Origin of the sequence: Comamonas squillarum (assembly GCF_025309455.1) — a bacterium.
GTDB classification, from domain to species: domain Bacteria; phylum Pseudomonadota; class Gammaproteobacteria; order Burkholderiales; family Burkholderiaceae_C; genus Comamonas; species Comamonas squillarum.
In genome coordinates, this window is the sequence record NZ_CP104377.1 from 4,017,925 (window position 1) to 4,041,970 (window position 24,046).

General features: G+C 62.8%; 16 protein-coding genes. All 16 read left to right on the plus strand.

The window, feature by feature from the left end:
* Positions 1-93 precede the first annotated feature (93 nt).
* The 16 genes from N4T19_RS18385 to N4T19_RS18460 all read left to right on the plus strand — a co-directional run bounded on the left by N4T19_RS18385 (position 94) and on the right by N4T19_RS18460 (position 24,043).
* On the plus strand, positions 94-4,257 hold the full coding sequence (locus tag N4T19_RS18385) for an Ig-like domain-containing protein (protein WP_260718725.1): 4,164 nt from the start codon (positions 94-96) through the stop codon (positions 4,255-4,257).
* On the plus strand, positions 4,160-8,677 hold the full coding sequence (locus tag N4T19_RS18390; protein WP_260718726.1) for an RHS repeat domain-containing protein: 4,518 nt from the start codon (positions 4,160-4,162) through the stop codon (positions 8,675-8,677). The genes N4T19_RS18385 and N4T19_RS18390 overlap by 98 nt, the downstream gene beginning before the upstream one ends.
* On the plus strand, positions 8,674-9,150 hold the full coding sequence (locus N4T19_RS18395; RefSeq protein ID WP_260718727.1) for a hypothetical protein: 477 nt from the start codon (positions 8,674-8,676) through the stop codon (positions 9,148-9,150). Before N4T19_RS18390 ends, N4T19_RS18395 begins: the two co-directional genes overlap by 4 nt.
* 1,200 nt (positions 9,151-10,350) lie before the next feature.
* Complete coding sequence (locus N4T19_RS18400; protein WP_021026289.1) at positions 10,351-11,163, plus strand: MetQ/NlpA family ABC transporter substrate-binding protein; 813 nt, start codon at positions 10,351-10,353, stop codon at positions 11,161-11,163.
* A gap of 40 nt (positions 11,164-11,203) precedes the next feature.
* Positions 11,204-12,022 (plus strand): MetQ/NlpA family ABC transporter substrate-binding protein, encoded by an 819-nt coding sequence (locus tag N4T19_RS18405; protein WP_260718728.1) that lies wholly within the window; start codon positions 11,204-11,206, stop codon positions 12,020-12,022.
* A gap of 23 nt (positions 12,023-12,045) precedes the next feature.
* Positions 12,046-13,236 (plus strand): methionine ABC transporter ATP-binding protein, encoded by a 1,191-nt coding sequence (locus N4T19_RS18410; RefSeq protein ID WP_260718729.1) that lies wholly within the window; start codon positions 12,046-12,048, stop codon positions 13,234-13,236.
* Positions 13,226-13,888, plus strand: coding sequence for a methionine ABC transporter permease (locus N4T19_RS18415; protein WP_021026291.1), 663 nt, complete (start codon positions 13,226-13,228; stop codon positions 13,886-13,888). The genes N4T19_RS18410 and N4T19_RS18415 overlap by 11 nt, the downstream gene beginning before the upstream one ends.
* 102 nt (positions 13,889-13,990) lie before the next feature.
* On the plus strand, positions 13,991-15,253 hold the full coding sequence (locus N4T19_RS18420; RefSeq protein WP_260718730.1) for an SfnB family sulfur acquisition oxidoreductase: 1,263 nt from the start codon (positions 13,991-13,993) through the stop codon (positions 15,251-15,253).
* 73 nt (positions 15,254-15,326) lie between these two features.
* Positions 15,327-16,583, plus strand: a complete 1,257-nt coding sequence (locus N4T19_RS18425) for an SfnB family sulfur acquisition oxidoreductase (RefSeq protein WP_260718731.1) — start codon at positions 15,327-15,329, stop codon at positions 16,581-16,583.
* Positions 16,583-18,034 (plus strand): LLM class flavin-dependent oxidoreductase, encoded by a 1,452-nt coding sequence (locus N4T19_RS18430; RefSeq protein WP_260718732.1) that lies wholly within the window; start codon positions 16,583-16,585, stop codon positions 18,032-18,034. Before N4T19_RS18425 ends, N4T19_RS18430 begins: the two co-directional genes overlap by 1 nt.
* A gap of 19 nt (positions 18,035-18,053) precedes the next feature.
* A complete protein-coding gene (locus tag N4T19_RS18435) occupies positions 18,054-18,917 on the plus strand; it encodes a MetQ/NlpA family ABC transporter substrate-binding protein (RefSeq protein WP_260718733.1) in 864 nt (287 codons plus the stop codon).
* A 50-nt stretch (positions 18,918-18,967) separates the two neighbouring features.
* Complete coding sequence (locus N4T19_RS18440; protein ID WP_260718734.1) at positions 18,968-20,326, plus strand: LLM class flavin-dependent oxidoreductase; 1,359 nt, start codon at positions 18,968-18,970, stop codon at positions 20,324-20,326.
* Between the two features lie 25 nt (positions 20,327-20,351).
* Positions 20,352-21,158 carry a MetQ/NlpA family ABC transporter substrate-binding protein gene (locus tag N4T19_RS18445; protein ID WP_260718735.1) on the plus strand — a complete coding sequence of 269 codons (807 nt, stop codon included), beginning with the start codon at positions 20,352-20,354 and terminating at the stop codon, positions 21,156-21,158.
* A gap of 80 nt (positions 21,159-21,238) precedes the next feature.
* A complete protein-coding gene (locus N4T19_RS18450) occupies positions 21,239-22,030 on the plus strand; it encodes a MetQ/NlpA family ABC transporter substrate-binding protein (protein ID WP_260720318.1) in 792 nt (263 codons plus the stop codon).
* The gene (locus N4T19_RS18455; RefSeq protein WP_260718736.1) at positions 22,027-23,301 is read left to right on the plus strand and encodes an acyl-CoA dehydrogenase family protein; all 1,275 of its coding nucleotides are present in this window, start codon (positions 22,027-22,029) and stop codon (positions 23,299-23,301) included. The genes N4T19_RS18450 and N4T19_RS18455 overlap by 4 nt, the downstream gene beginning before the upstream one ends.
* A gap of 124 nt (positions 23,302-23,425) precedes the next feature.
* The gene (locus N4T19_RS18460; RefSeq protein WP_260718737.1) at positions 23,426-24,043 is read left to right on the plus strand and encodes an NAD(P)H-dependent oxidoreductase; all 618 of its coding nucleotides are present in this window, start codon (positions 23,426-23,428) and stop codon (positions 24,041-24,043) included.
* The last annotated feature ends 3 nt before the right edge of the window (positions 24,044-24,046 follow it).

Below are 24,046 nucleotides of genomic sequence, written 5' to 3' on the forward strand. Positions count from 1 at the left end.
CAACTCTCCCACATCACTTCGTTATTCACCCGCCGAGCGTGGGCATCACTATGCCGCAGGTCTGTAATGGCGGGCAAAAGGCATAGCCAAACCATGGCAGCGGTAGCACTGGCAGGTACCGCGTTGGCAGGCGGTGCAGTCGCACTGGCGGCGGGCAATGCCAAGCTCAGTATTTCCGATGGTGTTGTCGTTAAATTTGGCGAAGGCGCTGGTATCAATGTGCGCGACCAGTTGCAAACGGGTGCCCATGTGCTGTTCACCAGCCAGTTCGATGACAGTGCCATTGCGGCCACCAACCCGCAGCCGGGCACTGCAGAAGCAGGCGATTGGTTGGGTGCGCTGGTCGAGGCGGGTGTGCCTGCGGCTGGCCTCCAACTCGATGGCCTGCAGATTCGCTATGCCGGTGGTACAGCGGGCTTGCCCAGCTATATGAACGGCGGCGCCGGCCTGGTTGTGCATGGTGGTAGCTATAGCTTCAACCGCTTGCAGCTCAGCCACAATGCCGTGGGTATTCGGGTGATAGGCAGTGGTAGTCCCAGCATCAGCGCATCACGCATCACCCATAACGAGGTGGGTCTGTTGGCCGAGCAAGGTGCAACGCCTGCCATCGCTGAATCCGATATTTCGGCCAATACCCAGTTTGGGGTGCGTAACACCCAGCCCGCTGCCGTGGTGCAAGCGCGCGGCAACTGGTGGGGGCATGCCAGCGGCCCCAAAGATTCGGTAGGTAATCCGGCAGGCCAGGGCAATGCCGTCAGCACCGGGGTGGACTATGGCAGTTACCTGGGTGCAGAGCCGGTGCTGAACTGCACGATGGCGCCCACCCAGGGCTATGTCACCCGGGTGCGCAATGTCGAACTGGTCCTGGAGTGCCCGCAGGCAGCGCAGTACCGCATCCAGGAATCGGACCAGTTTGGCGAGGCGCTGGCTTGGCAGACCATGGCCAGCCACCCCAATACAGTGACCTACACCTTGTCTAGCGGTGGTGGCGCCAGGATGCTGTACGTGCAGTTCCGCACGGCGCAGAACAAGACCAACCAGTTCTCGCTCAGCCAGCCCATTGCCTATGCGCCCGAGGGGCCCGTAGTGCAATTCAGTCAACCTGCAGCAAACGCGGTGCTGGAGCAAGACACCACCATTGCGGTAACGGCCAGCGATGCTGAGGGCTTGCGGGATGTGGAGATCTTGGTGAACGACAAGCGCCTGGCGCTGCTGAGCGCCGCGCCCTACCAAGTCCAATGGTCCCTGGTGGGTGTGCCCAATGGCAATTACACCCTCAAAGCCAAGGCCACCAATGCCGCTGGCTTGAGCAACACCGCCACCCGCACCGTCCAAGTACAAAAGCAAGGCGGCAATGGCCCAGCCATCACCGCCAGCTTTGCTGGCCAAGCACTGCAAGCCAATGCCACGATCACCCAGCCGGGCACGTTGGCGGTTAGCGCAGAAAGTGCCGTGGGTGTCACCAGCCTCCAGGCTGCCGTCAACGGCGTGCAGATTTTTGAGCGCAGCTATGGCAAGACCAGCCCGGTCACCCACAGCCAGATGGTGGACTTTGCCCAGCTGCCCAATGGCAACCACAGCTTCAGCATCACCGCGACCGATGCCGATGGCATTGTGGCAGTGCTGGATATTCCTTTCACCCTCAATCTGAGTGCGCCTGCCGCTCCGGTCATCACCCAGCCAGCGGCAGGTACGACCGTGGCCGTTCCACAGTTGAATGTGGCGGGCACAGCGATGCCGGGCTCGCAGCTGCAGCTGTTCTTGAATGGGCAGGCATCGGGTGCGCCGGTCGCAGTGGGCGCCAATGGCAGCTTTGCGGCCAGCATCAGCTTGCCGGGCGAAGGCGCACACCTGATCGAGGCGACGGCCAGCAACACGCGCGGCACCAGCCCCAAGAGCGCAGCGGTCACGGTGACCTATGCCAGCGCACCACCCAGCATCAGCTTTGTGGCGCCTGCGCCCAATGCGGTGTTGTCCAGCGCGGCCACGATCACCGCCGTGGCTTCTGCCCCAGCGGGCATTGCCAAGGTAGATATCTACGCCAACGATGTGTTGCTGGCATCGCCCACCCAAGCGCCATACAGCGCGCAATGGGCGGCTAATGCGGCAGCCGATGGCAGCTATACCTTGAAGGCGGTGGCTACCTCAGCCGCAGGCAAGACCGCGCAGGCCACCCGTGTGGTGACGGTGCAAAACGCCCCCGTCGTGCCGGAGGTGCCCAAGACGCCATACACCGGCACGGTGGCCAATATCAGCCCTGCACTGTCCTATGGAGCGCAAAGCATTGTTATCACCGGCGCTGCCGTCACCCGCGATACCGCGCAGCCAATCCCCAATGCTGCGCTGCGCATCGTGCTGGATATCGCGGGCTTCAAGCGCCGCATCAATATCGCAACCGATGCGAGCGGCAATTACCGCTATGAGTTTGTACCCGCTGCCAATGACAACGGCACCTATGTCGTCTCGGTGGTTCATCCCGATGAAACCGCAACCGCTGAGCAAGGGCGCTTCACGATCAACCGCCTGAGCTTTAACCTCTCCAGCTACAACCTGACAGCCGCGCGCGATTTTGCGAGCAACATCACCATCCAGGCGCGTGCCAGTGCCGGCACAGGCGTGGAGGGGGTGCGCTGGGCCGTTGTGCCGGCCAACCAGCCCAGCGGCAGCCTGCCGCCAGGCATCAGCGTGGATGCAGGCCCGCCTGTCAATATTGCCGCCGGTGCCTCCGTGCCCATGGTCATCAAGTTCACCGGCAGCGCTACGGCAGGTGAATCGGGCACGGTCGTCCTCACCGCCTTTGCAGCCGATTCAGGCGATACGCCGCGCGGCACATTCAGCATCAACTACAAGCTGGTGCAGGCCCGGCCAGATCTGTTTGCCAAGCCCACGTTCATCGAGACCGGCGTGCAACAAGAAAGCTCCGTTACCGAGAGCGTAGTCATCGGCAACCGGGGCCTGGTGGCTGCGCAGAATGTGCAGGTCAAGCTGGTAGACAACAGCGGCAACCCGCCGCCTGCCTGGGTGTTCCTGGCCAGCGGCAACCAGATCGGGGCCATTGATGTGGGCGGCGAAGTGCCCATCCAGGTGACGGCCAGCCCAGGCAAGAATGTGGCCGATGGCATCTACAACTACAAGCTGATCGTCACCGCAGGCAACAGCGGGGATGGCGTCATTCCGGTATCGGTGGCCGTGACCCAAAGCGGGCAGGGCGGGGTGAGCTTCCAGATCACCGATCTGTTTACCGGAACCCTGGGCGCAGACAACCAACCCATCAAGGGGGTGGCCGGTGCCCGTATCCGCCTGCAAAACGATGCCGTGCTCACCTATCTGCGCACGCTCACCACCGATGCGGAAGGCAAGGCTGTCGTGACGGACCTGCCACCAGGCACCTACACCTACCGTGCCAGTGGCCCGCGCCATTCTGACAAGACCGGCCGCTTCTTTGTGCGCCCGGGCATCACCACCACAGAGCGGGTGCACCTGCAGTACCAAACCATCAGCATTGATTTCAGCGTCACGGAAACCACCATTCCCGATGTCTACGACATCAACCTGGAAGCCACGTTCCAGACCCAGGTGCCCGCACCTGTGGTGCTGCTGGAGCCGCTGTCCATCAACCTGCCCGAGCTGCAAATTGGCGAGGAGCACACCGGCGAGCTGACCTTGACCAACTACGGCCTGATCCAGGCCGAGGACGTCGTCTTCAAGCCGCCCCAGTCCGATGAGTACTACCGCTACGAGTTTCTGGCGGACATCCCCAAGGTGCTGGCAGCCAAGCAGCGCGTAGTCATCCCCTACCGGGTGACTGCCGTCAAGCTGCACCCCAAACGCATTGGCTTTACCAATACCAAAGCGGGCGACTTTACCGCTGTGCAACGCGCGTTGGCCAACACCTTCAGCAGCAAGGCATCGAGCTGCTCGTCCTACAGCGTGTGGGCCACGGCCGAATGCTCGTTTGAGTGCGTGAACGGCGAGCGAGAGAACCGGGTGGTGTTCTCCCAATACAGCCGCTTGGTCGGCACCGGTACGTCGTGTAGCGGCGGAGGTGGAGGTGGCGGAGGCTGGGGCGGCGGCGGAGGAGGCGGCTGGGGCGGTGGCTCTGGTGGAGGAAGCGGCACCCAACTGCCTCTGGCGCCACAGTGCACACCCCATTGCCGGGGTGAGTGCTGCGCTGGTGCGGGTTCCGGCCCTGGCGGTGGTGGCGGGGGCGGAGGAGGCGGTGGTGGATCTGGCCCCGCTGGCCCTGGCAGTAGCTAAGCCTTCAGCGCCTGAACAACCCAATCAAAAAACACTGGCCATCAAGCCTTGCTGCCGCACAAAGCCGCAGCAAGGCCAGGCAACAGCCCATGCCAGGCCAAGCAATACGAGGGAACGAGATATGACAATGACAAAGAAAAACACAGTGGGATTAGCGACTGCTGCGGCAAAGACTGCAGCACTCACCAATGCAAATGGGGGCACCCCTGCTAAGCACCTACTGCGCACCAGCCTGCTGGTCGCCGCTTTGGGCTTGGCCAGCGTGGCCTCCGCCCAAGGGATCTCCGGCATAGGCGCCTTCGTCCCCAACACCGAGCTGGGCTTCACCCCCGTCGCCAAAGCCGGCGAGCCGCGCATCAACTGGATCAATGGCGAGTACCAGGAGAGCAACACCGACCTGAGCGTCAAAGTGCTGGGCGGCAGCTTGGACATTGCCCGCTCCTGGAGCCAGGGGCGCTGGTGGCTCAACCCCGCCTGGGCACCGCTCAGCTTTGAGCTCGATCCGCTGGGCAGCGACGCCAAAGTGATAGAGCGGGTGGGAGTGCTCTACGAACGCAGCGGCCAAAGCGATCTGTACATGGCCAAGAGCAAAGGCAACGCCCCCGTCTATATCAAAAGGCTCAAGGATGCAGCTGGCCAGCACACCGGCTGGCAGTGGTACGACCGCTTTGGCAACACCATCCACTACAGCGCAGACGGCGTCATCCAAAGCTATGCCAACGCCAGCGGCGTCAAAGTCAGCTTCGCCTACGACAGCGCCACCAGCGCCCGCATCCTGGACCACGGGGGCAAAACCATCTACACCGTCACCATGGCAGGGGGCCTGATCACAAGAATAGAAGACCTGGCTGGGCGCAGCGTCAGCTACCAATGGGCAGGCCAGCGCCTGGCCCAGGTCACCGACGTCATGGGCAACGCCTGGAAGTACGGGTACGACGCCAACGGCCAGATCACTAGCCGCACCGACCCGCTGGGTCTCAAGATCAGCGCCCAGTACATCCAAAGCATCCCCGCACCCGAGCCCATGCTGAGCCTGGGCAAGAAGGGCGTCACCATCGACCCCACAGGTACCAGCGGCACCACGCAAAAGCTCGCCAACCTCTGGGGCGGCGGACGCGTAGGCCAGTTTGACGGGCAAAGTGGCTGCGCATCAACGGGCGCCAACAACTACCTGCGCGAGCGCCGGGTGTTTGAAGTCACCTACACCGACTGCCGGGGCAACGCCACCGTCACCCAGTACGACCTGCAAGGCAATGAGCTCAGTCGCACCTTCAACGGTAAAAAGACCGCCTCCAACCAATGGGATGGCGCTTACAGCCAGAAATACACCAATGCCCGGGGCTACAGCACCACCACGACCTACGACAGCAACTACCAACCGCTGCAAATCACCCATCCCGATGGCAGCGTGGAGAAGTACACGTATGAGCCCGTGTTTGGACGGCAGAGCAGCTACACCAACCAGTTGGGGGTTGTGAGTACCTGGCGCTATGACAGCAAAGGCAATGTCATCGAATGGGTGGAGGCCAAAGGCCTACCTGAGCAGCGCACCACCCTCTACACCTACGACCCCTACAGCCAGCTCACCAGCAGCACAAAGGGCGCGGGCGATGCGACCAAGGCGGATGCGATTACCCAAAGCTGGCAGTACGACAGTGCGGGCAACGTGACCGCCCAAACCGATGGGGAGGGGCACACGAGAACGATGGCGTATGACTTGCGCGGGGCCCCCACCAGCAAGACCGATGCACTGAACCGCACAACCAGCCTGGAGGTGGATGCCGCTGGCAATGTGACCAAGGCCTCCAATCCATTGGGCCACGCTACCCAAATCCGCTATGACGCGAGAGGCAGGCGCACCCATGTCATCAGCCCCATGGGCAACACCCAGGTCACCCGCTACGACCAGCGGGGCCGAGTGATTGAAATCCTGGCACCAGGCGAGACCGAAGGCGCGGGCCGCAGAACCGCCTATGACAGCAATGGCTGGCCTATCCAGTCGATCAGCCCAAGCGGCCTGGTCACAGAAACCACCTATGACGCGAGAGGCCGCATTCAGGCCACCAAGGACCCTGCAGGCAACACCACCAGCTACGAATACGGGGCAGATGATACCGAGCAGGCAGGGCTGCTGATAGCCACCCAGTACCCCACCTACAAAGAGACCTACCGGTATGACCAACAGGGTAGGCTAACGGCGACCACCCAGCACCTGGGTGGCGGAGAGAGTCGCACACAAAGCCAAACCTATGATGTGCTGGGCCAGCGTGTAGCGAGCACCGATCCTGCAGGCAAGACCACGCTGGTTGAGTACGATGCACTGGGCAGAAAGATCAAGGGCACGGACCCCGCAGGGCAAGCCACTAAACAAAGCTGGGATGCCTTTGACCAGCTGACCAGCCTCAGGGATGCCAATGGCAACACCCACCGGTTCGAGTACGACAAATCAGGACAGCAGACCAAAGAAATTCGCCCCATGGGCGGAGCCATTGCCTACCGCTACGACGCTGCCCATCAACTGATCTTGCGCACCGATGCAGGAGGCAATACCCGCAGCTACAGCTACGACGCGGCCGGCCGCATGACGCAAGCGCAACACCAGCTTGGCGGCACCACCCTGGATGAGAAAACCAGCTACCGGTACGACAACGATGGGCGCCTTGCTGCCTACGAACAGCAAGATGGCAACGGCCAACTTATCAGCAGCGCCAGCTACAGCCAAGATGCCCAAGGGCGCACAGCACAAAGCCAAACGACGTATGGAAAAGTAGATGAATCTGGAAGCTTCAGCTTCACCACAGGCCAAAGCTTTAACAGCGACGGCCAACTGGCTAGCCACACCTACCCCGACGGCAGCACGCAAACCTATAGCTACACCAAGGGGCAGCTCGCCAACATCACGCTACCCAACAGCAGCGAGATCCGCTACCAAAACTACCAGTGGAATATGCCCACGGTCATTCAAACCCCAGGAGCAACCAAATCCTTGGCGCTGGATGCCCTGCAACGCCCCACCAGCATCCAGGTCAAGAACGGCAGCAACCAGGTTCTCGCCAGCAAGGCCTACCAATACGACAGGGCTGGCAATATCACCCAGATCGACAGCGACCTGGGCACCACCCAATATGGCTATGACAGCTTAGACCGCCTCACCCAGGCGACGCCAGACCAAAGCCTGCAGGGCCTGGGCCTGCCCAGCGAACAATATGGCTATGACGCCGTAGGCAACCGCACCAGCAGCGCGCACCAGCCGGGCGCCTGGAGCTACAACGCCGACAACCAAATGGTCCGTTACCCCAGCAAAACACCGTTTAGCCCAAGCCCTGCGGTAGACACCCAGGTGAGCTACACCCCGCAGGGCCATACCCAGCAGGAAACGAGTGGGCAGGACAGCAAGACCTACCGCTATAACGCGGCCGAGCGACTGATCACCTACGAGAGCAGTGATGGCACCCTAGCCCATTACCGCTATGACCCGTTCGGCCGCAGAGTCAGCAAGAGCGTGACCAAAGACGCGGCCACGCAAGTGACCTACTTTGTCTACAGCGAGCAGGCGCTGATGGGGGAGCTGGACAAGGATGGCAAGCTGCAGCGAGCCTATGGGTTCAATCCGGTTGCGGGTCAAAAAGGGCTGTGGAGCACGGATCCGGTTTGGCAGGCGGAGGCGGTAAATAGTGGGCTAGCGACTTCTCAAACGGGCTATCACTATCTGCATACGGATCATCTGGGTACGCCAAATATAGCAACGGATAAGGCAGGGTATATTACGTGGAGAGGGGTCAGTGAGGCGTTCGGAGCGACTGAGGTTGTTGAGAATTCAGTGCAAGTGAATTTGAGATTTCCGGGGCAGTATTGGGATAAAGAGAGCGACAAGCACCATAACTTGAATAGAGACTATCAGCCTTCTGCTGGCATTTACATGCAGAGCGATCCTATCGGGGTAGATGGAGGGTTAAATGTATTTGCATATGTAGATGCTAATCCTCTTGTGCGAATGGATTCCAGTGGAGAAAAATGGATTAAAAATGGACAGATGTTTAAAGAGATTGCTCATATAAATACCATCTATTGTAATGATGAAGCGCTGACTGTATTGCTGCAACCTATCGATCAGTCTCATAAATGTCCAGCAATTGTAAGATGCCTCGCAGTTCACGAATCAATCCATTGGGGAGATGCATTCAGCTCTAATCCGGAGATTTGCAAAGGAAATAAAGGCAAGTCTGGAGTTGGCGCTGGAAGTCATGAAGATTGGATGAGATCTGAGGAGAAGGCATTTAACGCTCAACTGCGCTGCCTCGAAAGGTCATTGAAAGAAAGTTATTGCGATGAATATTGTAAAAAATGGATAGAAATGGAAATAAGTAATATCAAAAATATTTATTTGCCCCAAGTTATGCGAGGAACATATCCAAAATGAAAAAGTGTTTTAAATTGAGGCATTTAATTATTGCATTTTTTTTAAATTCCAATGCATTTGCGCAAGCATGTCCTGTAAATATTAATGTTAAGCCAATGGGGGATGGTTTGGTGGTTGTTTCGATTCACAATATCTCATCGCGTGATGTTGATATTCTCTATGACTTTCTTCCTTGGTCAGTATTTGGTTTTGGAGTTAACTATTCTGCAAAGTATAGAGGTGCAAAAACGGAGATTAAACCTATCTATGCGGTTGGGCATCGACCGGAGACTGTTGTGCTAAAAGCAAATGCTTCTATGCAGCAGGAAATATCTTTGTTCAAGCGTTTTCATGATTTAAGATCTGACGCTGGAATTGTTGACGTATCTTGGAGCTACAGATTTGCGGAGCCAGGGGTAGGTTCGGATGTCTGCGCAACATTTAAAGGTGATTTTTCTATTTTTGAAAAACTCATCAAACAGACGTCAGAATGAAGTCTTTTACCCAATAGCATTGGCGCTGTTGCACAATCACCGTGCTCAGCGAGCGTAGGCTTGGGGGGGAAGACGTACAACGCAGCGTTGGAGGCGCGAGCTTGACTATCTGGTTGGATAGGGACATGCAGTAGCGCCCCGGTCACGGGTGTGGATTCAATTGATCGACGCAACACGCGCATCGAACATTTCAGAAGGGGATCGATATCCCAGAATTTTGCGTGGTCGTTGCCAGACGTTCTCAGATGCGGTCATTCAGTTTTTGCCTGACCGTCAGGTGCCTGCTTAGCCAGCCTTTGTGCCAAAAGCTGGGCATGGTGCAGTGGCTCCTGCGTAATTCCATTTGGGATTGTGGGTGTCTTCACCTATAGCCAATTCATGCAACATTACCTCGCAGTAGTGTGAAAATATAAAAGTAAGAATCAAGATGGCGGAGGAGTTGAATGTGCGTTGATTCCGAATTGACATTTTTCAAAAGGCTTCAAGTAGTTGGCGTACTGCATGCATGTTTTTTGTTAATTATTTTCATACTCGAGGGGCTTTTAGGGTTTGAGTTGATAACTTGGTGGATCAAACCCAACTGGGAAAGAGTCGTGATAACCATTGTTTTTTGGTTTATTGCTCCCAAAATAATAGCTATGCTGGATATAAAGGTGTAATGGGGTGTGGACGCTCTCGCACACGCCAGCGATGCTGACTACAAACCCTAAACCATCAACAGGCCTAAGGACAAGGAATTCACCATCCCAGATGCAGTTCGGCTGCTGCTAGTTGGTTAGGCGCTTTTAGTGCGATAAATTGGCCAGATGGGGCTTGATAGCCAAATTCCGCGCTCACCCAACTACAGCTCAAGCATGCGTCCCATTGCCGCCTCACCAAAGTGGGTGAAGCACGCCCTTCCCCCTCCAACAGAGACCCAAGCAGAAATCCAACACTGAGTCGCAGCGAGCCCGCGTTAGAACCACCACAGGGCGTTCCAAAGAGCACTGCCCGAACAAGACCGTCCTCGACTTCATCAGTCGCCCATCGTTTTCTGAGGGACGGCATCCCCGTCTGAGCGCCTGAGCCCCCCAGCACAGACTTCTCATATCCATATTTGAAATTCTTCGTGGTGCAAAGCCAGCCCGAAAGCTCCAATGGAGGCTTCGTTGCTGCTGCCGCCATGTGATGGCGCAGTCTTTACCTCCAGAAAGACGTCCCATGTTTCAGAGTTTCAAGCGTGTGCTGATCTCCGCTGCCATTGCTGTGGCGGTGCTGCCGGCTGTGGCGGCAGACAAGCTCAAGATCGCTGTCGTGCCCGGTGCCTATGCCGATTCCATCAATGCGGCGGCCAAGGATGCCAAGGCCCAGGGGATCGATGTGGAGGTGATCGAGTTCACCGACTGGACCACACCGAACGTGGCGGTCAACAACGGCGATATCGATATCAACTACTTCCAGCACCAGCCGTTTCTGGACAACGCGGTGAAGAAGAACGGCTACGCGCTGGCCAGCGCCGGCACCGGCATTCTGGCGAATGTCGGCCTGTATTCGCTCAAGCACAAGAACGTGGCCGATGTGCCCAACAACGGCAAGGTGGGCATTGCCAGTGACCCGGTCAACCAGGGCCGGGGCCTGTTGCTGCTGCAAAAGGTGGGGCTGATCACGCTCAAGCCGGGTGTCGGTTATCTGGGCTCCATCAACGACATTGCCAGCAACCCCAAGTCGCTGCGCTTTGTCGAGGTCGAAGGGCCGCAGCTGGTGCGCATCACCGGTGATGTCGATATCGCCCAGGGCTACCCGCACTTCATTGTGGCAGCCAAAGCCTTTGATCCATCAAGCGGCCTGGCGTACTCGGGCATCGAGGACCAACAGTTCGCCATTCAGTTCGTGGTCAAGAAGGACCGGGTCAACGACCCGGTGGTGCAGAAGTTCATCCGCATCTACCAGAACTCCGAGACCGTGCGCACGGTCAGCAAAAAGTCTTTCAGCAATGACGACCGGCTCTACACGCTGGCCTGGCTGAAGAAGTAAGCCGCGTACCAAGACCTTTCATCAAGCAAGCGAGAAAAACATGACGAACAAGATCAACAGACGCGTGGTGGCTGCGATTGCAGCAGCGGCCATGCTGGGAGGGTGGCAACTGGCGCAGGCAGCGGACAAGATCCGCATCGCCTCCACGCCGGGGGCCACGGCCGATGCCATCAAGGCGGTGGTGGCCGACGCCAAGAGCCAGGGCCTGGATGTGGAGCTGGTCGAGTTCACCGACTGGACGGTGCCCAACGAGGCCGTCAACAACGGCGATGTGGACCTGAACTTCTTCCAGCACCAGGCCTTCTTGAACAACGTCATCAAGGAGCGCGGCTACCAGCTCAAGTTTGTGGGCCTGGGCCTGTTGCAGAACATTGGCATCTACTCCGAGCGCTACCAGTCGCTGGCCGATGTGCCGGCCAAGGCCAAGGTCGCGATTGCCAATGACCCGGTCAACCAGGGCCGGGGCCTGGCACTGCTGCAAAAGGCGGGCCTCATTCGCCTGCGCACCGGTGATGCACCTGGCGCCACGGTGGCCGATATCACCGACAACCCCAAGCAGCTGCGCTTTTATGAAGTCGAAGGCCCGCAGCTGATCCGCTCGCTGCCCGATGTGGACCTGGCCGTGCTCTGGCCGAGCTACTTTGTCAGCGCCGGCAAGAAGGAGCAGGCCAGCAAGGCCCTGGCCTATTCGGGCATTGCCGACCGTTTCTATGCGATGGGCTTTGTTTCGCAAGCCAGCCGTGCCGACGACCCCAAGCTGCGCAAATTTGTCCAGGTGTTCCAGAACTCTGCGGCAGTCAAGCAGGCGATCAGCCAGCAGTTCAACAACGATCCCAAGCTCTACACCTTGCCCTGGTAAGGGCAGGACACCAGGAGAAGCACATGGCCCTTTCCGCCGTATCCAACGTATTGCGCAGGCAGTTCCGCGCCGAGGCCGAGCCAGCGGCAGAAGGCCGCAGTGCGCGGCTGAGCGTGTCCGCATCGGCCACCGCAGGCAGCCAGGGCCAAGCCCCAGCTGCGCCGCTGGGCACCGTGGTATTCCGCGATCTGGGCAAGGTCTACCGCTCATCGGCCGGTGAGGTGCCTGCGCTGCAGAACATCACCTTGGACATTGCTGCGGGCAGCATCTTCGGCATCATCGGCCGCAGTGGCGCGGGCAAGTCCAGCCTGCTGCGCACCATCAACCGCTTGGAAGCGCCCAGCAGCGGCCAGGTGCTGGTCGATGGTGTCGATATTGGCACCTTGGATGAAGCGGGCCTGGTGCAACTGCGCCGCCGCGTCGGCATGATTTTTCAGCACTTCAACCTGCTGTCGGCCAAGACGGTGTTCGAGAACGTGGCGCTGCCGCTCAAGGTCGCAGGTGTGCCGGCTGCGCAGATCCAGCAGCGCGTGACCGAGTTGCTCGACCTGGTGGGCCTGCAGGACAAGCACAAGACCTACCCCAGCCGTCTCTCCGGCGGGCAAAAGCAGCGCGTGGGCATTGCCCGGGCGCTGGCCACCCGGCCCGAGATTCTGCTGTGCGACGAGGCCACCTCGGCGCTGGACCCGGAAACCACGCAGGCCATTCTTGCGCTGCTGCGCGATATCAACCGCCGCCTGGGCATCACGGTGATCCTGATCACCCATGAGATGAGCGTGATCCGCGAGATTGCCGACCAGGTGCTGGTGCTGGAGAAGGGCGAGATTGCCGAGCTGGGCGACGTCTGGCAGGTGTTTGGCAACCCGCGCCATGCCGCCACCCAGGCCCTGCTGGCACCGCTGCGTCACGGCGTGCCCGATGACCTGCAGCAGCGCCTGCAGCCGCAAGCGCCCGGCACCGGCCGCTTTGAGCAAGTACTGCAGCTGGGCTACAGCGGCCATGACGGGCTGGAGCCGGACTTTCCCCGCATTGCCGAGGCACTGGGCGCCAAGGTGCGCCTGCTGCACGGCGGTGTGGACCGCATCCAGGGCCATGCCCAGGGCCAGCTCATCATCGCCATCGATGGTGCTGCCGCCCGCAACGACTGGGCCGCGCTGACGCAAGGCCCTGCCACCATCGCACATGAAATCAGGGTACTGGGTTATGTTGTTTGAACTGAGTATTTCCATCGACCGCTACTGGAAAGCGCTGGCCGACACCTTCATCATGGTGTCCACCTCGGCCGGTATCGCGCTGCTGGCGGGCATTCCGCTGGCCATCTTGCTGATCGTGACGGCGCCTGGTGGCTTTCTCGAATCGCCCCGCACCAACCGCGCCGTCGGCAGCGTCGTCAACGGCTTCCGGGCCACGCCCTTTATCGTGCTGCTGGTCGCGTTGATTCCGTTCACCCGTCTGGTCACCGGCACGACGATTGGCGTCTGGGCGGCGATTGTGCCGCTGGCCATCAGTGCCACGCCGTTCTTTGCGCGCATTGCCGAGGTCAGTCTGCGTGAGGTCGATCCCGGCCTCATTGAGGCAGCGCAGGCGATTGGCTGCAAGAAGTGGGACATCGTGCGCCATGTCTACCTGCCCGAGGCCCTGCCCGGCATCATCGGCGGCTTCACCATCACCCTGGTGGCGCTGATCAGCTCGTCGGCCATGGCCGGTGCGGTGGGGGCGGGTGGCCTGGGCGACCTGGCGATCCGCTACGGCTACCAGCGCTTTGACACCCAGGTGATGCTGATCGTGATCGCGGTGCTGATTGCGCTGGTCACCATTGTGCAGACCGCCGGCGACCGCGTGGCGCACTGGTTGCGCAGCCGCTGACCGTCCGCGTTATCGCGGCCCACCACGGCGCAGTGCCGTGGTCTGCAGGCCAGGGCGTGTCTCTGGCCTGTCTCTCTCCGAACCCCTTTCAGAAAGCACCGAATGACTTCAGCGGTTGCCCAGGGCGCAGCGTTGCCCGCCGATTCCCCACCCCGCCTGCCTTTGCCGCCCAGCCAGCCCGCGCAGATCCGCAGCGAGGCCGAGGCCTTGCAGGTGGCCGCTGCGCTGGCCGAGAGCTTTCGCGGCGGCGCGGCCCGGCGCGACAGCGAACGCCTGTTGCCCTGGGACGAGATCGAGCGCTATACCGCCAGCGGCCTGGGCGGCATCACCGTGCCGCGCAGCCATGGCGGCCTGCAGGCCAGCTGGCACACCGTCGTGCAGGTGTTTGCGACCATCAGCGCGGCCGATGCCTCGCTAGGGCAAATTCCACAAAACCACTTTGCGCTGGTGCAGAACCTGCGCGATACCGCGAGCCCCGCGCAGCAAAGCCGCTGGTTTGCCGATGTGCTGGGCGGCTACCGGCTGGGCAATACTGGACCTGAGCGCAAGGGCCGCGCCGCCCAGCTGAGCGATGCCACCGCCAGCCTGCGCCGGGCGGCCGATGGCCGGCTGCTGGTCAACGGCACGCGCTACTACTCCACCGGATCGTTGTTTGCGCACTGGGTGCCTTTCCGCGCCGAGGACGAGGCGCAGCGCCCCGTGCAGGTCTGGGTGCGGCGCACGGTGCCGGGCCTGCAGATCATCGACAACTGGAACGCCTTTGGCCAGAAGACCACCGCCAGCGGTGGTGTGGTGCTGACCGATGTGGAGGTTGAGCCGCGTGATGTGATTGCGCTGCATGACCTGAAGGACCGGCCGACTCTCTCCGGCCCGGTGTCGCAGATTCTGCAAGCCGCCATCGACATGGGCATTGCCCAGGGCGCGTTTGACGAGGCGCGCCAGTTTGTGCGCGACAAGACCCGTGCCTGGGTGCACTCGGGTGTCGAGCATGCCTGGCAGGACCCCTACATCATCCAGGAGTTTGGCCAGCTGCAGGTGGAGCTGGATGCCGCGCGCGAGGTGCTGCTAGATGCCGCGCAGCAGTTGGATGCCTTCGCTGCCCAGCCCGTCACCGACGAGAGCAGCGCCGAGGCCTCGGTGGCCGTGGCGCGCGCCAAGATCCTGACTACCGAGGCGGCGCTGAACGCCAGCGAACGCCTGCTGGAGCTGGGCGGTACCTCATCGGCCCGCGCCGGCTACAACCTGGACCGCTATTGGCGCAATGCCCGCGTGCACACCTTGCACGACCCGGTGCGCTGGAAATACCACCTGCTGGGCAACTACCTGCTCAATGGCCGCGCCCCGCGCCGCCACCAGTGGAACTGAGCCGCCGCAACGCACAACGACTTTGAAGGGCCAGGCCAGCGCCATGCTGCTGCCAAGCCCATGAGCCACCACCATGACTACCTCTCCCCCTGTGATCGCCGCTGCCAGCCCGGTGGCCCCCGCCCCCGCACCACGCCAGCGCCCCCCCGTGTTTGCCAGCGAGCAGGCCGCACTGCAACAGGCCCAGCAGCTGGCCGATGCCTGGGCCGGTGATGCGGTACTGCGCGACCGCGAGCGTCGCCTGCCCTGGGCAGAAATCGAGGCCTACAGCGACAGCGGCCTCTGGGCCATTACCGTGCCGCGCGCCTACGGCGGCCTGCAGGCCAGCGCCTGGACGGTGGCGCAGCTGATCGCCACCGTGGCGGCGGCCGATGGCTCGCTGGGCCATATTCCGCAGAACCATTTCTATGCGCTGGAGGTGCTGCGCGTGGGCGGCAGCGCGGCGCAGCAGCGCTTTTTCTACGAACGGGTGCAGGCGGGCGAGCGCTTTGGCAATGCGCTGTCCGAGATCGGCCACCGCGACTACCGCCGCCGTTCGCGCCTGGAGCGGGGTGACTCCGGCTGGGTGCTCAATGGCCGCAAGTTCTACTGCACCGGCGCCATCTTTGCGCACTGGATTCCGGTACAGACCATGCAGGTCATCGATGCGGCCCAGGACCCCGTCAGCGTGATGGTGTTTGTTCCGCGCAGCGCGCCGGGCGTGACGGTGATCGACGACTGGGACGGCATGGGCCAGCGGGTCACCGGCAGCGGCTCGGTGCTGCTGGAGAACGTCGCCATCGATGAGGCCTGGATCGTGCCTTTCCAATCGAGCTTCGACAGCCCCAGCACCATCGGGCCGTTTGCGCAGATCATCCATGCCGCCATCGACCTGGGCATTGGCGAGGGCGCGCTGCGTGCCACCTTGCCCTTTGTGCGCAACCAGTCGCGCGCCTGGGTGGATGCCGGCGTGGCGCAGGCGAGCGACGACCCCTTGACCCTGCAGGCGCTGGGCAATGTGGAGCTGCGCCTGCATGCGGCGCGGGCGCTGCTGCGGCGCGCGTGCAGCCTGGTGGATGCCGCGCAGCAGGAGCCCACAGCGCACACGGTGGCTGCCGCCTCGGTAGCCGTGGCGCAGGCACGTGCGCTGGCGCATACGGCCGGCCTGCTGGCGGCCAACAAGCTGCTGGAGCTGGGTGGCACCTCGGCCACCTTTGCCGAGCACGGCTTTGACAGCTACTGGCGCAATGTGCGCACCCACACCCTGCATGACCCCGTGCGCTGGAAATACCATGCCATCGGCAACTATGCGCTGAGCGGCGTACTGCCCCCGCGCCACGGAGCACTGTGATGGCCAGCACCGCTGCCAGCGGGCGTGCGCCCATCATCCTCAATGCCTTCAACATGGCCAGCGTGGGCCATATCAACCATGGGCTGTGGACGCATCCGCGCGACCAATCGAGCCACTACCGCCGCCTGGACTACTGGACCGGCCTGGCCAAGGAGCTCGAGCGCGGCCTGTTCGATGGGCTCTTCATCGCCGACATCATCGGCGTCTATGACACCTACCAGCAGTCGGTCGATGTGACCCTGCGCGAGTCGGTGCAGCTGCCAATCAACGACCCGACCCTGGTGGTGCCCGCGATGGCGGCGGTGACCGAGCACCTGGGCTTTGGCGTAACGGTCAACCTCAGCTACGAGCAGCCCTATCTGCTGGCGCGGCGCTTTTCTACCTTGGACCACCTGACCCAAGGCCGCATTGGCTGGAACATTGTCACTGGTTATCTGGACTCGGCCGCGCGCGCCATGGGCCAGCGCCAGCAGCTGGCGCACGATGCGCGCTATGACCGCGCCGATGAGTTTATGGACGTGCTCTACCAGCTCTGGGAGGGCAGCTGGAGCGACAGCGCCGTGCTGCGCGACCGCACGCGCCGCATCTATGCCGACCCGCAGCAGGTGCGCCGCGTGCAGCACAGCGGCCCGCATTTCCAGGTCGATGGCTACCACCTGAGCGAGCCCTCGCCACAGCGCACGCCGGTGCTGCTGCAGGCGGGCAGCTCGGGCCGGGGCCTGCAGTTTGCCGCGCGCCATGCCGAATGCGTGTTCATGGCCATCCAGGACAAGGCCGCCACCGCCGCGCTGGTGCGCCAGCTGCGCGCCGAAGCCGTGCGTGCCGGCCGCCAGCCCGGCGACATCAAGGTGCTGGTGGGCATGACGCCCGTGGTGGCCGCCACCGCGCGCCAGGCCCAGGAAAAGTACCAGGAGTACTGCCGCTATGCCAGCCCCGAGGCCGCGCTGGCGCATCTGTCGGCCACGGCCGGCATTGATTTTTCGACCTACCAGCGCGACACGCCGCTGCTGCAGCAGCACCGCAGCAATGGCATCGAGAACTCGATCAAGCGCCTGGCCAATGGCCGTGAGGACTACCGCCTGGGCGACCTGCTCGATGAGCTGTCGCTGGGCGGGCGTTACGCCACCGTCGTGGGCGATGCCCAGCAGATTGCCGACGAGATGCAGTCCTGGGTGGATGAGGCTGGTGTTGATGGCTTCAACCTCGCCCGCACTGTGGTGCCCGAATGCTTTGGCGACTTTATCGACCTGGTCGTCCCCGAGCTGCAGTCGCGGGGCCTGCACAAGAGCGCCTATGCGCCCGGCAGCATGCGCCACAAGCTGTTTGGCCAGGGCGACCGCCTGCCGGCCCACCACCATGCGCAGCAGTTTCGCCAGCAGCCCTCCGTCGGTGGCGCCAGCGTTGCTGCTTCTCCATCCCTCTCCACACCCCGCGCCCAGGCCTTGGCCTGAGCGCCATCCAGGAAACCCCATGTCCCAGAACCCTTCTTCTCCGCTGCCAGGCCAACGCCGGCGTTTTCTGTCCTCGTCGCTGGCCGCTGGCGCCGCGCTGGCCACGGGCGCCTGGCGCAGCACGGCGCAGGCCGCAGTGCCGGTAACGACCAAGGTGCTGAAAGTGGGGGTGACCTCGGGCCCGCATGAGCAGGTGTTCGAGGCCGTCAAAAAGGTCGCCGAGCGTGACTATGGTCTCAAGATCGAGATCGTGTCCTTCAGCGACTATGTGATGCCCAATGCCGCGCTCGATGCGGGTGACCTGGATGCCAACAGCTTCCAGCACGGCCCCTTCCTGCAGGCGGCAATCCGTGCACGCGGCCACAAGCTGGTGGGCTTTGGCCGCACCTGGGTGGGCCCGATTGCGCTTTTCTCCAAGCGCTACAAGCGGCTCGAAGACGTGCCGGTGGGCGCGCAGATTGCGCTGCCCAATGACCCGGCCAATGGTGGGCGCGTGCTGCTGCTGTTGGAGAAGGGCGGTCTCATCAAGCTCAAGCCCGGCATCGACCCGATCAAGGGCGTGTTTGCCTCGACCCAGGACATCACCGACAACCCGCGCAAGCTGCGCTTTGTCGAGCTGGAGTCGCCCATGCTGGTGCGCGCGATGGACGATGTGGAGCTGGCTGCCATCAATGCCGACTATGCCTACAAGGCGGGGCTCAACCCCACGAAGGACTCGCTGCTGGTCGAGGGCGGGGACAGCCCCTATGTCTGCCTGATAGCAGTGCAGGAGAAAAACCGCAACGCCCCCTGGGTGCCGCAGCTGGTGGCCGCCTACCGCACCGACGAGGTGCGCAGCTATATCCAGCAGGCCTTCAATGGCGTGGTCATCCCTTCGTGGTGATCGGCGTCGCTACACCTGGCATTCACTGATTGCGCTCACCCGCACTGGTTATGACTGACAAAAAAATCATGCATGTCAACGCGTTCAACATGAACTGCGTCGGACATATCCACCACGGCCTGTGGACGCATCCGCGCGACCAGTCCACCCAGTACCACACGCTCAATTACTGGACCGATATCGCCAAGCTGCTGGAGCGCGGCCTGTTCGACGGCATCTTTATCGCCGACGTGGTGGGCTACTACGACGTCTACCAACGCGGCGTGGACCTGACCCTGCGCGAGGCGATCCAGCTGCCGGTGAACAACCCCTGGCTGCTGGTGTCGGCGATGGCGGCGGTGACCGAGCACCTGGGCTTTGGCCTGACCGCTACCGTCAACGCCCACCAGCCCTACACCTTTGCCCGCGATGTCAGCACCCTGGACCAGCTGAGCAATGGCCGCATTGGCTGGAACATCGTCACCGGCTATGTGGACAGCGGCGCGCGCGGCCTGGGTCAGGATGGGCTGGCCGACCATGACAGCCGCTATGACCGCGCCGACGACTTTCTGGCGCTGGCCTACAAGTTCTGGGAAGGCAGCTGGGAGGACGGCGCCGTGATCGCCGACAAGGCGCGCCGCATCCACACGCTGCCGGGCAAGGTGCACCCCGTTGTGCATGACGGCCCGTTCTACCGCGCCAATGCGATCCACATGAGTGCGCCATCGCCCCAGCGCACGCCGGTGCTGTTCCAGGCGGGCACCTCGCAGCGCGGGCTGCAGTTTGCCGGCCAGCATGGCGAGGGCATCTTTATCGGTGCGCGCACGCCGGAGGCGGTCAGGGGTGCCTCGCGCAAGCTGCGTGCCGCTGCCGTGGCCGCTGGGCGCAGGGCCGATGACATCAAGATCTATGTGGGCGCAGCCGTGGTGGTGGCGCCCACCCAGGCCGAGGCCGAGGAGAAATACGCCGACTACCTGGCCTATGCCAGTGCCGAAGGCGGCCTGGCGCATTTTGCCGCCAGCACCGGCGTGGACTTTGCGCAGTACGACCTCGACGAGCCCATCGTCTACGGCCAGGGCAATGCCATCCAGTCGGCCGTGCAGGCCGCCCAGCAGCAGGGCCTGACCACGCGGCGCAAGCTGCTCGAACAGTTCAGCCTGGGCAGCCGCTACAACACCATCGTCGGCGACCCACAGCAGGTGGCCGATGCGCTGGAGCGTTGGATCGATGTCGGCGAGATCGATGGCTTCAATCTCTCCCGCATCGTCGTGCCCGAGACCTGGGAGGACTTTGCCAGCCTGGCCGTGCCCGAGCTGCAAAACCGCGGCCGCTACCGCACGCGCTACGAAGAGGGCAGCCTGCGCCACAAGCTGTTTGGCCGTGGCGATGGACTACCCGCCAACCACCCCGGCGCGCAGCAGCGCCGATAAGTACCGAGATTTTTTGAAAGCAGCCATGAAGTTTTTCCCCGCTTTGACAGCCCTGCTGCTGTCGCTCGCCACCTTGGGCGCCGCCCAGGCCCAGCCACTGCGCGTTGGCGTCACGCCCGGCTCGCTCGCCGATTCCGCCCAGATCGCGGCGCGCGAGGCCAAGGCCCAGGGGCTCGACGTTCAGATCGTCGAGTTCACCGACTGGACCCTGCCCAATACCGCGCTGGTCAACCGCGATCTGGACCTGAACTACTACCAGCACCAGGCCTTTCTCGACACCTTCAACCGCGAAAACCGCCAGGACCTGCGCGCGGTGGCCGTGGGCTCGCGCGGCAATATCGGCATCTTCTCCAAGCGCTACAAAAGCCTGGACAGCCTGCCCATGGGCGCCAGCGTGGCGCTGGCCAATGACACCTCGAACCAGGCACGTGCCATTGCCACCTTGCGCGATGCGGGCCTGGTGACCCTGCGCGCCAATGCGCCGCAGCTGGCCCAGATCGACGACATCGCCAGCAATCCCAAGAAGCTCAAGTTCATCGAAGTGGCCGGCCCCCAGCTGGCGCGGGCGCTCGATGATGCCGACATCACCGTGGTGAGCCTGGGTGGCCTGCTGCAGGCGGGCCAGCTCGAGACCGCCCGCCAGGGCCTGTACTACAGCGTCGGCACGGATGCCTTCTGGGCCATCCACTTTGTCACCCGGGCCGATAACGTGAAGGACGCGCGGGTGCGCCAGTTCATTGATATCTACCAGCAATCCCAGGCGGTGCGCCAGCAGATCCATGCCTCGTACGCCAATGAAAGCCGCTTCTACAGCCTGCCCTGGCTGAAGTGAGCCAGCCACCTACCCAAGGAAAGACGATGAAGACATTTGCGCTGAAAAAATACCTGCTGGCGCTGGGCGCCGGCGCCGTTATGGCCACCGCTATGGCGGCCACCGCCGTGGCAGCCCCGCTGAAAATCGGTGTCACGCCCGGGTCGCTCGCCGATTCGGTCCAGGTCGCTGCCAAGGAGGCGCGCCAGGCCGGGCTGGATGTGCAGGTGATCGAGTTCACCGACTGGACCACGCCCAACACCGCGCTGGATGCCGGCGATATCGATATCAACTACTTCCAGCACCAGGCCTTTTTGGACAATGCGATCCGCGACCGGGATTACAAGATCGAGAGCGTGGGCGTGGGCCTGCTGCCCAATATCGGTCTGTATTCGAAAAAGCATGCGGCGCTGGCCGATATCCCCGCCGGCTCCTCGGTCGGTGTGGCCAATGACCCGGTCAACCAGGCCCGGGGCCTGTTGCTGCTGCAAACGGCCGGGCTTATCAGCCTGCGCCCCGGCGTGGGCGCCAAGGCCAGCGTGAACGACATCGTCGGCAACCCGCGCAAGCTCAAGCTGCTGGAGGTCGAAGGCCCGCAGCTGGTGCGTGCGCTTGGCGATGTGGCCCTCGCCCAGGGCTATCCGGCCCACCTGGTCAACGCCGGCCAGCGCGAGCTGGCCAGCCGCGCGCTGCTGTATTCGACCGTCGATGACCTGTACTACGCGATCCGCTTTGTGGCCCGCAGCGACCGCAAGCAGGACCCGCGCATTGCGCAGTTTGTGCAGCTCTACCAGGCGTCGCCCGCGGTGGCCAAGCAGATCAGCGCCTCGTTTGCCGATGACGCCAAGCTCTATTCGCTGCCCTGGAAGAACGCCGCGAAGGCCGCGCCATGACCGAGGCCACACTGACACGCCCCGTGCCCGAGGTTGCTGATGCCAAGGCCCCGCGCCTGGCCGATCTGCAGCAGCGCTTTGCGCCGGTGTTTGCGCGCATTGCCGAAGGTGCTGCCGAGCGCGAGCACAGCCGCACTCTCGCCCATGCGCCGCTGCAATGGCTGCGCGAGAGCGGCTTTACTGCCCTGCGCCTGCCCCAGGCTTTGGGCGGCAGTGGCGCATCGCTGGAGCAGCTGGTGGCCTTGCTGGTGGACCTGGCCGAGGCGGACCCTAACCTGACCCAGATCCTGCGGCCGCATTTTCTGTTTGTCGACCGCGTGCTCTACCAGGGCTCGCCCGAGGCACAGCGCCATTGGCTGCCGCTGGTGGCCCAGGGCGCCACCTTTGGCAATGCGACGACCGAGGTGGGCGAGGGGGCCGTCGGCAGCCTGCAGACCACCTTGGTGCCCGACCCAGCGGTGCCTGGCCAGTGGCGGCTCCATGGCCAGAAGTTCTACAGCACCGGCAGCTTGTATGCCGACTGGATCAGTGTGCTGGCGCGCGCGGTGGTGCCCGGCCAGCCGGACCAGACGGTGCATGCGCTGGTAGCGGGCGGTGCGGCGGGCGTGGAGCGGCTCGATGACTGGCGCGGCTTTGGCCAGCGGCTGACCGGATCGGGCACCACGGTGCTGCGCGATGTGCCGGTGCCAGCGCATGCGGTGCTGCAGTTCCGCGCGGGCGAGCCTTCGCCCATCGTGGCCTTTGCGCAGCTCTTCCACCTGGCGAGTCTGGCGGGCATTGCCCGCGCGCTGAGCCGCGACACGCTGGCCTATGTGCAACAGCGCCGCCGCGTGTTCAGCCATGGCGCGGCCGCCCTGCCCAAGGACGATCCGCTGGTGCAGCAGATTGTGGGCCAGCTGGCCAGCACCGCCTATATGAGCGAGCTGGTGGTGCGCGATGTGGCCCAGGCGCTGGGCCCGATCTTGCGCAGCGCCGAGGCTGGCCATGAGCGCGCGGACAAGGCCCAGCTCGATGCGCTGGAGCTGCGTGCCGCTCAGGCCCAGGTGGCGGTGGTCGATGCGGTGCTGCAGGCGGCCACGCGCATGTTTGATGTGGGCGGGTCGAGCGCGCTGGCCGAGGACCTGCGGCTGGACCGCCACTGGCGCAATGCCCGCACGCTGGCCTCGCACAACCCGGTCATCTACAAGGCCAAGTCGGTGGGCGACATGCTGCTCAACGGCGCCGAGCCGGTCTACTTCTGGCAGGTGGGGCTCGCAGCAAAAAACGCATAAGAACATGAGATTTCATTCCTTGGCCTGCGGCGGCGCAGTGGTTGTAATGGTTGTCTTGACGCTGGAGGCAGCGACCCGGATAGGCCGGGCCCTGGCCCCTTGCGTGTGAACGACTGGAATGAACATGAGCCGCATCTTGAAAACCGTCATCGTCAATGGCAGCCTGGGCAAGCCTTCGCGCACCCGCAGCCTGCTCGACAGCTTGCATCTGCAACTGGGCCAGGCCCTGGGCCAGTCGGCCCAGGCGGTGCGCCTGGATGTGCGCCATATCGACCTGGTCGATCTGGTGGCCGACATCGGCCCGGTGCTGTACAAGGATGCGCTGTCCGCCGCCGCCCGTGATGCGCTGGAAGCGATCGAGACCGCGGACTTCCTGATCGTCGGCTCGCCCGTGTTCCGGGGCAGCCTGCCGGGCCTGCTCAAACACCTGTTTGACCTGGTGGACCAGCATGCGCTGCAGGGCACGCCCGTGCTGCTGGCTGCCACCGGCGGCAGCCCACGCCATTCGCTGGTGCTGGACCACCAGCTGCGCCCGCTGTTCGGCTTTTTCTGGGCCTTGACCTTGCCGATCGGCGTCTATGCAACGCCCGAAGACATCCAGGGCGGTGTGGTGGTGAGCGAGGCGCTGCACAAGCATATCGCGCTGGCGGTGAGCCTGGCGGTGCCGGTGCTCAGCGCGCTGGCGCACAGCCAGCGCAGCAGCCAGCCTGCCTTGCATGCGCTGGAGCGCCAGGCCGCTTAAGCG